This window comes from Shewanella sp. CG12_big_fil_rev_8_21_14_0_65_47_15 (assembly GCF_002783505.1).
In the GTDB taxonomy this organism is placed as follows: domain Bacteria; phylum Pseudomonadota; class Gammaproteobacteria; order Enterobacterales; family Shewanellaceae; genus Shewanella.
The window spans coordinates 1-12,397 of the sequence record NZ_PFGL01000013.1 but is presented as its reverse complement, the minus strand read 5'-3'; the positions used below and the strand labels follow the sequence as shown (position 1 = coordinate 12,397).

Genomic DNA, 12,397 nt, shown 5'->3' with positions numbered 1-12,397 from the left:
TCTTTCATTGATGCGCCTTGAATTGAAGCACCCTAGGCGTTCTGAAACTCGTATCTTCAGGTAGCTTGGGTATATAGAGTCAGGTTTGTCGAAAACGGCGAGATTATACCCCAGAGCACTCAGTTCTGTGTATCCCTAAGTTTAGCAGGATTATTTACTACAAATAAAATCAATTACTTATAATTTAATGATACAAAAATACTGAAATTATTTTGAGGATCGCCCCTCCAGATGTGCGAAAATTTTACGCCTGTGCCACACTATCGCCCCACACTCTTTAACTTAGTTCACACGTGCAAGATAAGAATTTTGATAAACTCGCGCAAAAATTCGCGAAGAATATATACGGTACACCTAAAGGGGAAATCCGTGCCGCCGTATTATGGCGTGATCTCTCCCCCGCCTTGTCCCAATTGGGTGATAAAAAACTGCGCATTTTAGATGCGGGCGGCGGCTTTGGTTACTTTAGCCAAAAGCTGGCACGCCTTGGCCATGAAGTCGTACTATGCGATATCTCCGCCGAAATGCTTGCGCAGGCACAGGAGCAAATTTCAGCCTCACCCCTTCCCTTAAATATCACCCTAGTCCATGCCCCGATCCAAGATTTGTCCGTGGAGCAACATGGGGTATTCGACCTTATCCTCTGCCATGCCGTTGTCGAATGGCTTGTCGACGCTAAAACCACAATGGAAGGTCTATTGACAATGCTCAGGCCTAATGGTCTGTTCTCGTTGATGTTTTACAATAAGGAAGCCATGCGTTTTCACGCCTTAGTCTCGGGGAATTTTGACTATGTGGCCGCCGATCTTAAGGTGAAGAAAAAAGTGCGCCTAACCCCCACCCATCCACTTTATATCCATGAGGTCAAACAATGGTTTAGCGAGTGGGATATGGCGCTAGTGACTCAATCTGGGGTGCGGGTGATCCACGATTATTTGAAAAAGAACCAAGCGGCGGATTTTGATTATCAAAAGCTACTCACTATGGAGCTGCAATACTCACAGCGCGAGCCCTATATTTCACTCGGCCGCTATGTACACTTTTTAGGGCAAAGTGAACTAGGGGCTAAGTGAACTAGGGGCTAAGTTATCTACGGACTAAGTTACTGGCATACCTCACGCCAACAGGCGGTGACTTTCGCCCCCGCCTGCCTAAGTAGCTGTACCACACTCTTATCGCCCACCACATGGCCCGCGCCTACCACCACAAATAAGGGCGCCGGTGATCCATCGGCATTCATCAACTTGATAATACCCTCGGCCATAGTCTGGTTCCGCTGCCAGAGGATCTTCTCCAGCATTTGAGTCTCCCCCTCGCCCCCCATCTGTTCCTGCATCAGCCTATCGAGGGCGACCTCATCCCCTGTGCGCCAAGCCGTAATGAGTGACAACAATTCGGCATCGGGAACACTAATGGCTTCGCGCACCATGGACCATTGAGTCTGGCTATCGAATGAGGCCAATAATTGAAACTGCGACTCCGCCGTTTCTAACTCAAACACAGCTCGCCTTGCACTGCGCCCAAGTAGTTGCATATCCACACCATAATCCGGGCTATAGCCTAAGCCATTATAACGCAGGAGATTAAGTTGAGATGCCTGCAACCATGGGGCAAATGATTGTATAGATTGGCATAAACTCACTTGAGCCTCACAATAGGGCACCATAGCGGCGACCGTTTGCTGATCACGGCTCTGCCAATCTAAGCCCAGTGCTTTATCTGCCATGCCATATTTTTGTAACAAGGCGCGGCTATCGACTTGATTCATATCGACTTCGACCACTAACGCCTTCGCGCGGTCGAATGCCGCTTCAATTTGGCTCGGTAAAGGATAAAAATCGGCACTGCCAATATGGATAGAACCCAGTAAATAGGCGCTCTTACCCTGCCACTCTAGCCGATAAAATGGCGGCTTATCATCCACAGCCGCCCAACTTGCTGCGCTGCCAAACACCGCGGCACAACAGATTGAGACTATTAGTCGCCATTGGCTTGTTGCCATATCCTTTGCCCCTTATAATTCCTGCAAATTTTGCAATGAGACGCTGTTATGCCACACACTAAGGTTATAGAGCAACTGAAAGAAAACCTTCAAACCGCCTATCGCCAAGCCATAGATGCAGATGCTAAGTTAGATGAATTGAAAAAAGCGGGCCTTGGAAAATTCACTAGCATATTCACAGCTGAACAGGGCTTTATCGTTTCAAGCAATCGTTTTTTGCCCTATGTGCAAGAACTCGTTGATGATTTAACTAAGCTACAAGATCAGGCAAACCTAGATCCCGTTGCGCTTGAAACCTATGTGCGCCAACTCGCAACCTTACTAAAAACCCTGCAAGCCTTTAAGAAGCAAAGCTGATCGTTCTAAACGCTGAAGTGAATAATATTTCAGCGTTTATTCCCCTAACGACTCAGATTTATCCCCCTTCTGCCAACAATAAATTGTCATCATTTTGTCATTTCTAAGTCATAGACTCCGCAAACATTGATGAAGGGGCTGAAGTAATGACAAGTTTAGATCTGGCAAAAGAGCTTGATAAGATAATTGCAAAAGGGGCAATCAACCCACTTTTTCAGCCTATTTTCAATATATTAGAACATAAAATCCATGGTTTCGAAGCCCTAAGCCGTGGCCCAGAACACAGCCCTCTCTATTCGCCCGTTCCCCTTTTCCAGACCGCAGAACACCAAGGAAAATTGAGCGAACTCGAAACTCTGTGCAGGCGCATCTCATTAGAACAATTTAAACTGCGGCAATTTCAGGGCAGGCTGTTTATCAATATCTCACCCAAGGCACTGTTAGATCCCACCCACCCAAAGGGGATGACACTGCAATTATTGCAACAACTGGGGATCTCCCCCTCCCAGGTGGTGATTGAGTTGTCGGAGCAATACCCAGCGGATGATATAGACCTGCTAAAATCCTGTTTAAATCACTATCGCAGCCAAGGATTTATGACGGCGATAGATGACTTAGGCGCAGGTTATTCGGGCCTAAGGCTTTGGTCAGAACTGGCCCCTGACTATGTCAAAATTGATCGCCATTTTATTCATCAAATTGATTCAACCCCAGTAAAACAAGAGTTTGTGCGCTCGATTGTCGAACTCTGCCAAAGCCTGACTTGCAAGGTGATTGCCGAAGGTATTGAAACCCAAGAAGAACTCGCAGTACTCAAACAACTCGGTATCGTTTATTGTCAGGGTTACTTACTCGGCCGCCCTGAAGCACAACCCTGCCGAGTGATGAAAGCAACCTTAGTCCCCAATAATACCCAGGTCCAGCCAAGGTATAGCGAATCGGCAGAGAGCCTTTGCAGCAGTGCTATCACTGTGGTTCCAACCCTAAAACTTAAGCATCTCAGCGATACTTTCAGCTCCCAGCCAGCGTTACAAGCTGTGGTAGTCGTTGAAAACCAAATTCCCCTAGGCATCATCAGCCGCGCAACCTTGCTCGAGCTTTTTAGCACCCCCTACGGTCGCGCCCTGCATGAAAATCATGCGGTGTCCGAGGTAATGGACCCACAGGTATTGCAGATTGAAGCCAATGAACCGCTGTCGATTGTGAGTCAATTACTGACCTCGGAAAGCGCCAACACGGTCGCGCAGCAATTTATTATCTTACGCCGCGGCAAACTCCTTGGTATTGGCCACACAAAAGACCTATTGCAGCGCATTACCGAACACAGGATTAAAATGGCGCGCCATGCCAACCCCCTTACTGATTTACCGGGAAATGTACCGATACAAGAAGAACTTAAGCGACTTAGGCTACAACAAAAGCCTTTTTATTTAGCCTACTTCGACCTGTGCCACTTTAAGCCATACAATGATATCTATGGATTTTGCCGTGGGGATGAAGTGATCTGCGAGGTGGCTAATCTATTAATGAAATATAAGAGCGATAACTGTTTTATTGGCCATGTTGGCGGCGATGACTTTGTGATTATCAGCACCTGCGAGCAGATTATTGGCCGTTGCCAGCGGATTTTGGCCGATTTTGAAGCCCATAAACAATTATTCTATAGCGCCGAACATTGGCAAGCGCAGGAAATGCTAGCAGAGGATCGGCAAGGCCAAGCCTGTTACCACAAACTCATCAGCCTATGCGTTGGCTTACTGACACCGGCACACACCTTTAACTGTAACGAACATAGCCTTTCGACCCTGAGTGCTAAGGCAAAAAAACAGGCAAAGTCCGCACACAACGGGCTTTGCCTGTTAGAAGACCCTCAACTTAATCCGCAGGCATTAATCGCTTAGCACTTAAACTTCAACTTATTGATGTGGAAGATTAAATTATGCTAAAGCTGAGGTGCGATGGTTTTTTTCAACCAATCGATCAGCATTTGGGTCTCGTGCATAAATGGCTTGTCGGTTTGCGATTGGATACCGGACAAAAAACCCATATCAGAGAGTTTCTCATCCCCGGCGATAATCACTTTACCGTTATCAAGCACTTGATAGCTGAAGGTCATACGCGGCGGATAAATATCTTTAACGACACGCAAATCATTGGCGGTTGCCCCAAAGGTAGGGCGCATATCACCAGCTAAATCAACATCGGAGACCGTCATTTCAAGCTTTTGATTTGGCTTTAAAATTTTCGAGGCTTCTTTATTGATATTCTTGGTTAAGGTATCAAATAATCGCGTCTCGTAGCGGGATTGGATTTCCCCCGATGATTCAATATCGCGAAAATCCTTTGGGCTCTGCCAGAGGATTTTAACTATACCATCTTCGGTAACGGGATCGGTTTTCACTTCGTCTGCGGCCCACACTGCACTGCAACTTAATACACCTGCGAGTAAAAGGAACTGAACTTTCATGCTTGCCTCCTAGGCCTAATCATTTCTACGCTATACCGTACAAAATCTAACCTGAACTAAAGCTTAATGCAAAACTGAAATAAGTACAGTTCAACCAAGGTAAGCTTATGTATAAAAAGGTAAATAATCACAACAATTACAACCAAAACGCATCATTTTGTATCAATGAAGTGCAAAGTAAGCACTGAGTTATTAATTTGTGATCATTTAGCGCGCATCTCGAATGAAAACACGTTATTCTTCGCCCACTGTTTTACGACTACGATAAAAAAATGAAATTCCCCGTTGTACCCGTGTTCGTTTTAATCCTGTTGACTTGTTTTGCGAGTGCGATTTGGTTCATTTCCCCCAATGATAAAGAAAATCAGCCAAAAACTTGGTCTGCTTTTATTTATACCCATGGCTATGATTCTGGTAAATATAAGAAAACTGACAATTTTAGCAACTATGAGTCCTGCCAAGACTTTGCCCAAGAACAATCATCTTTCTACGATGATGTCCCCTGGGAATGTGGCTTAAGCTGTGCTTTTGATACTCGTAAGCAAGGTTTCCAATGCCAAGAAATGCGTAACGAACCTTAAACAAGTGGTTCAGCAAAGGTTCAAGTTGACTCCCGTAAGCTAGCGGCTTCATCAGTACCACAGGTTTTGTTTGTCAAGGATGCGCGCTTTAGAAACTGACGTATTGAACGTGATTTTTTAATTTGGAGCCTATCTATGAACTTAAACACTTTCACCCTATCGGGTCTGTATTCACACAAACTTGCTTTAGTCGCCCTTGTCACTCTGGGAGCTGCGTTCAGTCCCCCAAGCCATGCGGCACAACTGTCGGCAAAACAACAGCAAGTGGTAAACTCACATTTCAATAAGCTAGCCCAATCTCAATATGCCGCGGAACAGCGCATGACAGAGCGGCTCGATCGCGAGTTTACTCTGCAGCTAACCGAGGAAGAGTATCGATTAATGCGTCAAACCTGCCCTAAGTATGGGATGACGTTCGATACAAGAACCAATGCCTGTTTACGCCCTTAATCGCCCAGAGCGTTAAAAGGGAAAACGTGCGCTAAGCTCAGGATATTGCTGCTTGAGTTCCTTGGGCTTAGTGCTAAATTTCTTGCCAACGGGTGTCGCCTTGCCCGATGGCATAAAGGGTAACTCTTCACCCGTTCTATCTTCGTACAATTGCCCAGCAATCAAATCATACTCGTCCACGAATGGATAGGCATAACCGTCCTTTTCCGGCCACGCTGGCAGTTGCGCCAAGTTGTCTGGATGAGTGATAACCGCTTCGTAAGTTGCTTTGCCCAGGGAGATGAGAAAACATCTAAATTCCGCGAATGCATATTCAGAGTCACAACCCGTAATGATATAAGCCGCCCCCCAAAGCGACCATAGGTAACTGCGGCGCATCTGTTGACCAAAGATCTTGTCGAAGGCTTTCAACTCATCATTGCTCAATTCGGCCAGTTTTTGCTTTAGTGACTGCGCGAGTGACTCCTGTGATTGTGTCGCTTCTGTACGTGTCACTAAGTCCCAAAATTCAACTTCTGTCATAACCTAAACCTATTCATTGTGCCTGAGCAAAGGCAATATTCTACACGATAATCAGGTTATGCTGGACTCAGATCTGGGCTTTTCCTACACTTGCTCATCTCCTACATCACCCAAATTAGAATCATATTTATGCCTAAACGTCTTATCCTATTGGCCGCGCTTTATTGTCTCATCGGCATCGCCGCCTTATGGCGCGCCATAGCGACTCAATCCTTTGATTTATTTACCTTAGGAGTACTGCCTGTGCTGGTGGGGATCATTATGCGTGCACCTTGGTCTAGCCTAGTGCTGAAAATCTATCTTGGTATGCAAACCTTAGGCTTTTCGGCGCTTGGGATCACCGCCATTATCGCCTATCGCATTACACCAGAGGACGTTAAAGTCGTCTTTGCTGGCTATAACATTCCCATGCAACCCCTTGTGATTAGCATTATTAGCCTGTTATTAGTGCAATATTGGGTCGCGTTTTCTAAGGTGACGTATCGCTATTTGAGCGGAAAAACACAGCCATAGTCGATTTGTTGCTAAGCTGTTACTTATAGCGTAGCTTAACGACCCCATAAAATACCCACAGCCAATACTGACAGAGACTATGAGCCATTTATCGCCCAGCGAACTTTCCATACTGCTAGTGGAACCTTCTGAAACCCAACGCAGGATCATTATCCAGCGTTTACAGCAGGAAGGGATTGTCAGCATCCAAACTGCGGCAAATCTTGCAGATTCAAAAAATGTTATTACACGGCATAAACCGGATCTGATCGTCAGTGCTATGCACTTTGACGATGGCACAGCGAACGACTTGCTCAGTTATTTACGCAAGAATAGCGACTGCAAAGACATTCAATTTATGTTGGTATCGAGCGAGTGTCGCCGTGAGCAATTAGAAATATTTCGCCAATCGGGTGTGGTCGCCATCTTACCTAAACCCTTTAATGCCGACCATTTAGGTAAAGCCCTCAATGCTACGATTGACTTATTGAGCCACGATGAACTCGATTTGAGTCATTTTGATGTGCACGATGTGCGCGTATTAGTCGTCGATGATAGCCGAATGGCCAGAAACGTCATTAAACGTACCATAGGCAATTTGGGAATTAAATTGATCACCGAAGCCGAAGATGGCGCTCAAGCGATTGAGTTAATGCGACATAACATGTTCGATCTTGTGATCACCGATTACAATATGCCCAGTGTTGATGGGCTCGCGTTAACACAATTTATTCGTAATGAGAGCCAACAATCCCATATCCCAATACTGATGGTGTCCTCCGAAGCCAATGATACCCACTTGAGCAATGTGTCACAGGCAGGCGTAAATGCGTTATGCGATAAGCCATTTGAACCTAAATTGGTCAAACAACTCCTTTATCAGCTATTGGAAGAATAAAACCTAAGTCACGAACCGCACAAATATTCCCCAATTCTGCCACTTTGATTGGGGAAGCTTGCAGCAAAAGACTTTCCATCGGTTAAACCTTATGGCATGTTAGGCACGCTTACTTAATAAATCTATGGAAAGAAGAGACAACAAGATGAATAAAACTGAACTTATCGCCAAGATTGCCGAAAATGCCGATCTAACAAAAGTTGAAGCAGCACGCGCATTAAAATCTTTCGAAGCGGCTATTACCGAATCAATGAAAAACGGTGACAAAATTTCCATCGTCGGATTTGGCTCTTTCGAAACCACGACTCGTGCAGCACGTACGGGACGTAATCCACAAACAGGTAAAGAGATCCAAATTGCCGAGGCCACTGTGCCTAAGTTTAAAGCCGGTAAGACTCTGCGTGATAGCGTAAACTAAGTTACTGCTAAACCGAATTTTGATAAAACACCTCCATTGTGGGGTGTTTTTTTTTGCGTAAAGTTCGGTCGTAAAGATTGTTTTTTGCACAACAACAGTGCGTCACTGCTCTATTTTCTAGCAACAACAAACAAATTGTTAACATTAATTATTGTAACCAACTGTTTTTTAATAGATTGAAATAATGGCATGTGATTAGCAATTCCCTCTTTAGAAAAAACCAAGATGCACCAATGTCACCATCCCAAATGGGACATAAGTGAATCGATAAATAAGTCAATCGAGGGGATGAGCATGAAAAAATCACTGTACAGCGTTTTGGCATTATCGACGGGATTGTTACTGACATCAAATGCCTTTGCGGCCGCGTCAGGCAATATTGGTGGCACTTCAAACTACCTATGGCGTGGTGTTACCCAAACTAATGATGCGGTAGCTATCCAAGGGGGTATCGACTATAGCCACGATTCTGGGTTCTATGCGGGCACTTGGGCATCGAATGTGGACTTTGGTGACGATACCAGTTATGAGCTTGATCTCTATGCGGGTTACGGTGGCAGCATTACCGAGGACATCAGTTATGACCTAGGTTACCTCTACTATGCTTACCCCGATGCCGAAGGCAGCATCGACTTTGGTGAACTCCATGGTGCCATCACGTGGAAATGGCTTGAAGTTAGCTATTCCCAGGTCGTCAATGCGGGTGACGATGTAGCCGCAGACCCTTTAGATAATAAAGATCTCAGTTACCTTGCCGCAACCATTTCTGTGCCGCTCACAGAGAAACTCAACTTATCTGTGCACTATGGTTACTCAAGCGGTGATGTTGTAGAAGCTTGGTTTGGTGAAGATAACTATGCCGACTATAATGTGACACTCAGCGCCGATACGAGTATGGGCACTGTCTCTTTTATGGTGTCAGATACAGATTTAACCCAAGATGATGCCAAAATTGCTTTAGGTTATTCCTATAGCTTTGACCTGTAACTGCCCACCTTCGATATGAGTAACAACGCCACTTGAGGTGGCGTTTTTCCTTTCAATTCAAGCCTAGGCAATAATCGGACGGTTCGATTTACGCGCCGCCACCATTTTCTCAATATATTCAACGATAGGTTCGGTGACTGAAATCCCCGTCGTTTGTTCAATGCCCTCAATGCCAGGCGCAGAATTAACTTCAAGGATCAATGGGCCACGATGGGAGCGCAGTATATCCACCCCAGCCACAACGAGCCCCATGGCCTTAACGGCTGCGACCGCCATTTTACGTTCTTCTGGGGTAATTTTGATTTTTTCACCACAGCCACCCAAATGCAGGTTAGAGCGAAAATCGCCCTCGGGACCTTGGCGCTTCATTGAGGCAACCACTTTATCGCCCACCACAAAACAACGGATATCACTGCCATTGGATTCTTTAATATATTCTTGGACCAAAATATTGGCCTTGAGCCCTAAAAAGGCCTCGATAACGCTCTCGGCAGCCGTTTTCGTCTCGGCTAACACCACGCCAATACCTTGTGTTCCCTCAAGCAGCTTAATCACTAAAGGAGCGCCGCCGACCATATTGATAAGATCTGGAATATCGTTAGGTTTATTGGCAAACCCAGTGATAGGCATACCAATCCCTTTACGCGACAGTAGTTGCAGTGCACGTAATTTATCCCGCGAGCGAGCGATGGAAATCGAATCATTTGCAACAAACACGCCCATCATTTCGAATTGACGCACAACCGCACAGCCGTAAAATGTCACGCTCGCATGGATCCGCGGAATGATCGCATCAAATCCCACCAATTCCTCACCCTCATAATGAATGCTAGGTTTAATGGAATTGATATTCATATAACAGTTTAAGGTATTGATCACGACCGCTTCATGGCCACGCTCCTCACAGGCGGCGACGAGACGTTGTGTCGAATACAATTGGGGAAACTGGGATAAGATACCTATTTTCATTACGAACGGACCAAATTAAGCACTGTGAATGGGAATTCTGAGGTAAAAAACACACCAGAGAAGAGGGGGCAGATATTTGTCTATTACTCAGTGTAAAGCAAGAGAAAACACCTCACCAGATGAAAACGACTGCCAGTTATGAGCGTAAGATAATGTTCACAATTGTGCGAGTAAAGGGGTAATGTATTTTGTTTCGAAGTCACTCGCCTCTAAAGGACGAGAGAAAAGGTATCCTTGTAGTACATTACAATTTCGCGTGGTACAAAACTCGGCCTGTTCAAGGGTCTCAACACCTTCAGCCACAGATATCACATTGAAACCGTACGCAAAGTTTAATAGGGCTGCAAGCAATCGAGCGTCTTTCACATCCTTATCATAGGAAGCCACAAAGCTTTTATCTATCTTCAGCACACTGATAGGAAATAGCTTTATGTGTTCCAATGAGGAAAAGCCAGTCCCAAAATCATCGAGCGCAAAACGTACCCCTAAAGCGGCGATTTGATCTAGTACTTTTGCATGTTCGTGGGGTTCTTCAATTAAGCAATTTTCGGTAATTTCTAATTCCAGCGCCGTTGCGGGTAAATGGGTCAGCTCTAGTGCATTAACAATTTTCTGGTATAAATCCATATGACCTATTTGCGCGGCCGATAGATTAACAGCAATAGTGAAGTGATACCCTAGGGGTTGTAACCGCGTTAACCATTCCTGCGCCTGTCTACAGGCCTCAATCAATACCCAATCACCTATGTCCTCCATTAAGCCAATCTCTTCGGCAATGGGCAGAAACTGCTCAGGCGAAATCAGGCCATCGACAGGATGCAGCCAGCGGATGAGCGCTTCCATCCCTACCATCTGATGGGTTTGGGAATCCACTTGGACTTGATAATAGACTTTAAATTCATTCTGCCTGAGGGCGCTCCTAAGACTGGATTCAATATGATTACGATAGCGAACCTCCCGATCTAAGGCTTCGGAATAAAACTGGATCTGATTACGCCCCATTTTCTTCGCTCGGTACATGGCGATATCGGCACATTTCATCAACTCAGAGCTATTCGATGCGGCCTCGTTATAAAAAGCGACCCCAATGCTGGCGCCGATCAACACATCGTTATCCCCAAGACAAAACACTTCTTCAAATGCCTTAAGTAAACGGTTGGCCACTATCATGGGAAAATATTTGTAGTCATTGTCTGTCACTAACACGACAAACTCATCCCCACCTAACCGGGCAATAACGTCCCCATCGCGTAATACGGTACTTAAGCGTGAAGCGACCTGCACCAATAGAATATCACCTGTCTGGTGGCCTAAAGTGTCATTTATAGCTTTGAAATCATCAAGATCGAGTAAAATCACCGCAAGAAAATCGTTACTTCTCTTCGCCCTGGCAATGGCTCGATTGAGGCAAAGTTCAAAGCCATAACGGTTAACCAGTTTAGTGAGAGAGTCATGCTCTGCGAGTTCTTTAAGCTTCTGATGGCTATTTCTTAGGGCTAGGGCCATGGAGGATCTTTGCTTGGCATAACGGATCGCACGACTCAGAATGCGTGAATTAACTTCATCTTTCAGCAAAAAATCCTGAGCGCCTAACTCAATACAACGTTGGGCTAGTTTTTCATCTTCATAGCGACTCAACATCACCACTACGGTTTGCTCTTGAGTCATAGAATTGAGCTTAATTAGCACTTCTAAGCCATTGGCGTCTGGCAATAAATAATCCAATAATATGCCATCGAAGTGGCGCTCGAGGGCGAGATTTAACCCATCGAAAGCGCAATTAGCCTCAATGACATTAAACGCCAACTTTGATTGTTTTAGCGCTCGGATGATTGCCGTTCTATCCACTTCATCATCATCGATCAGTAGTAAATCCATATACATACCTTATACTGTTGGAAGCTCGACAATACGCCAATAACCTTCCAACATATTAAAAATATTATTAAAACCGTCTTTAATATCCGTTTTCACCATATACCCAGCGACATGATGGCGATAGGCTATCATCCTATCTTCGTCGGTACTTGAAGTGGTGAGCATAAAAACCACAGATGAAGATAATGTCGGATCTGAGCGAATATGTTCAAGAAATTCAAAACCATTCATTCTGGGCATATTCAGATCGAGCAGGATGAGATAGGGCCCTTTAATCGTTTCTGGATTCGGTAGTGTTCAAATTTCTGTGTCATTTCTTTAAGCTATACCAAAAAGAGATGATTTATGACCACACCTACTTTTGATATCAATGCTG

Annotated in this window: 14 protein-coding genes and 1 pseudogene; 9 read left to right on the top strand and 6 right to left on the bottom strand. The window is 45.1% G+C overall.

Features of this window, described 5'->3' with window-relative positions; all coding sequences use genetic code 11:
• Window positions 1-293 precede the first annotated feature (293 nt).
• On the top strand, window positions 294-1,073 hold the full coding sequence (locus COW15_RS03615) for a methyltransferase domain-containing protein (protein WP_293630072.1): 780 nt from the start codon (window positions 294-296) through the stop codon (window positions 1,071-1,073).
• Window positions 1,074-1,102: 29 nt separating this feature from the next.
• On the opposite strand, the gene COW15_RS03610 is transcribed toward COW15_RS03615, so the two are convergent.
• The gene (locus tag COW15_RS03610) at window positions 1,103-2,002 is read right to left on the bottom strand and encodes a TraB/GumN family protein (protein ID WP_293630070.1); all 900 of its coding nucleotides are present in this window, start codon (window positions 2,000-2,002) and stop codon (window positions 1,103-1,105) included.
• A 48-nt stretch (window positions 2,003-2,050) separates the two neighbouring features.
• Between COW15_RS03610 and COW15_RS03605 the strand changes: the two genes are divergently transcribed.
• A complete protein-coding gene (locus COW15_RS03605; RefSeq protein ID WP_293630068.1) occupies window positions 2,051-2,359 on the top strand; it encodes a prephenate dehydrogenase in 309 nt (102 codons plus the stop codon).
• A 146-nt stretch (window positions 2,360-2,505) separates the two neighbouring features.
• On the top strand, window positions 2,506-4,260 hold the full coding sequence (locus tag COW15_RS03600) for a GGDEF domain-containing protein (protein ID WP_293630066.1): 1,755 nt from the start codon (window positions 2,506-2,508) through the stop codon (window positions 4,258-4,260).
• Between the two features lie 41 nt (window positions 4,261-4,301).
• Here the strand turns inward: COW15_RS03600 and COW15_RS03595 are convergent, their stop codons facing one another.
• Window positions 4,302-4,826, bottom strand: a complete 525-nt coding sequence (locus tag COW15_RS03595; protein ID WP_293630065.1) for a DUF3016 domain-containing protein — start codon at window positions 4,824-4,826, stop codon at window positions 4,302-4,304.
• Window positions 4,827-5,098: 272 nt separating this feature from the next.
• Here COW15_RS03595 and COW15_RS03590 point away from each other — a divergent pair, with 272 nt between their 5' ends.
• Together COW15_RS03590 and COW15_RS03585 are read left to right on the top strand one after the other, a co-directional pair.
• Window positions 5,099-5,407, top strand: a complete 309-nt coding sequence (locus tag COW15_RS03590) for a hypothetical protein (RefSeq protein WP_293630064.1) — start codon at window positions 5,099-5,101, stop codon at window positions 5,405-5,407.
• A gap of 135 nt (window positions 5,408-5,542) precedes the next feature.
• Complete coding sequence (locus COW15_RS03585; RefSeq protein WP_293630063.1) at window positions 5,543-5,857, top strand: hypothetical protein; 315 nt, start codon at window positions 5,543-5,545, stop codon at window positions 5,855-5,857.
• Window positions 5,858-5,869: 12 nt separating this feature from the next.
• On the opposite strand, the gene COW15_RS03580 is transcribed toward COW15_RS03585, so the two are convergent.
• Window positions 5,870-6,379 carry a DUF4240 domain-containing protein gene (locus tag COW15_RS03580; RefSeq protein ID WP_293630062.1) on the bottom strand — a complete coding sequence of 170 codons (510 nt, stop codon included), beginning with the start codon at window positions 6,377-6,379 and terminating at the stop codon, window positions 5,870-5,872.
• A 129-nt stretch (window positions 6,380-6,508) separates the two neighbouring features.
• Between COW15_RS03580 and COW15_RS03575 the strand changes: the two genes are divergently transcribed.
• The 4 genes from COW15_RS03575 (at window position 6,509) to COW15_RS03560 (ending at window position 9,174) form a co-directional block, all read left to right on the top strand.
• Entirely contained in the window at window positions 6,509-6,892 is a 384-nt protein-coding gene (locus tag COW15_RS03575; RefSeq protein WP_293630061.1) for a hypothetical protein, read from the top strand.
• Between the two features lie 79 nt (window positions 6,893-6,971).
• The gene (locus tag COW15_RS03570; protein ID WP_293630060.1) at window positions 6,972-7,769 is read left to right on the top strand and encodes a response regulator; all 798 of its coding nucleotides are present in this window, start codon (window positions 6,972-6,974) and stop codon (window positions 7,767-7,769) included.
• A gap of 145 nt (window positions 7,770-7,914) precedes the next feature.
• Window positions 7,915-8,187 carry an HU family DNA-binding protein gene (locus COW15_RS03565; protein WP_007650853.1) on the top strand — a complete coding sequence of 91 codons (273 nt, stop codon included), beginning with the start codon at window positions 7,915-7,917 and terminating at the stop codon, window positions 8,185-8,187.
• Window positions 8,188-8,481: 294 nt separating this feature from the next.
• Window positions 8,482-9,174 carry a TorF family putative porin gene (locus COW15_RS03560; protein ID WP_293630058.1) on the top strand — a complete coding sequence of 231 codons (693 nt, stop codon included), beginning with the start codon at window positions 8,482-8,484 and terminating at the stop codon, window positions 9,172-9,174.
• 63 nt (window positions 9,175-9,237) lie between these two features.
• Here the strand turns inward: COW15_RS03560 and rimK are convergent, their stop codons facing one another.
• The 3 genes and pseudogenes from rimK to COW15_RS03545 all read right to left on the bottom strand — a co-directional run.
• A complete protein-coding gene (rimK, locus tag COW15_RS03555; RefSeq protein ID WP_293630056.1) occupies window positions 9,238-10,143 on the bottom strand; it encodes a 30S ribosomal protein S6--L-glutamate ligase in 906 nt (301 codons plus the stop codon).
• Window positions 10,144-10,299: 156 nt separating this feature from the next.
• On the bottom strand, window positions 10,300-12,021 hold the full coding sequence (locus COW15_RS03550) for a GGDEF domain-containing response regulator (protein ID WP_293630054.1): 1,722 nt from the start codon (window positions 12,019-12,021) through the stop codon (window positions 10,300-10,302).
• Between the two features lie 9 nt (window positions 12,022-12,030).
• A pseudogene (locus tag COW15_RS03545) lies at window positions 12,031-12,303 on the bottom strand (response regulator); the annotation flags it as partial.
• Window positions 12,304-12,397: the final 94 nt, after the last annotated feature.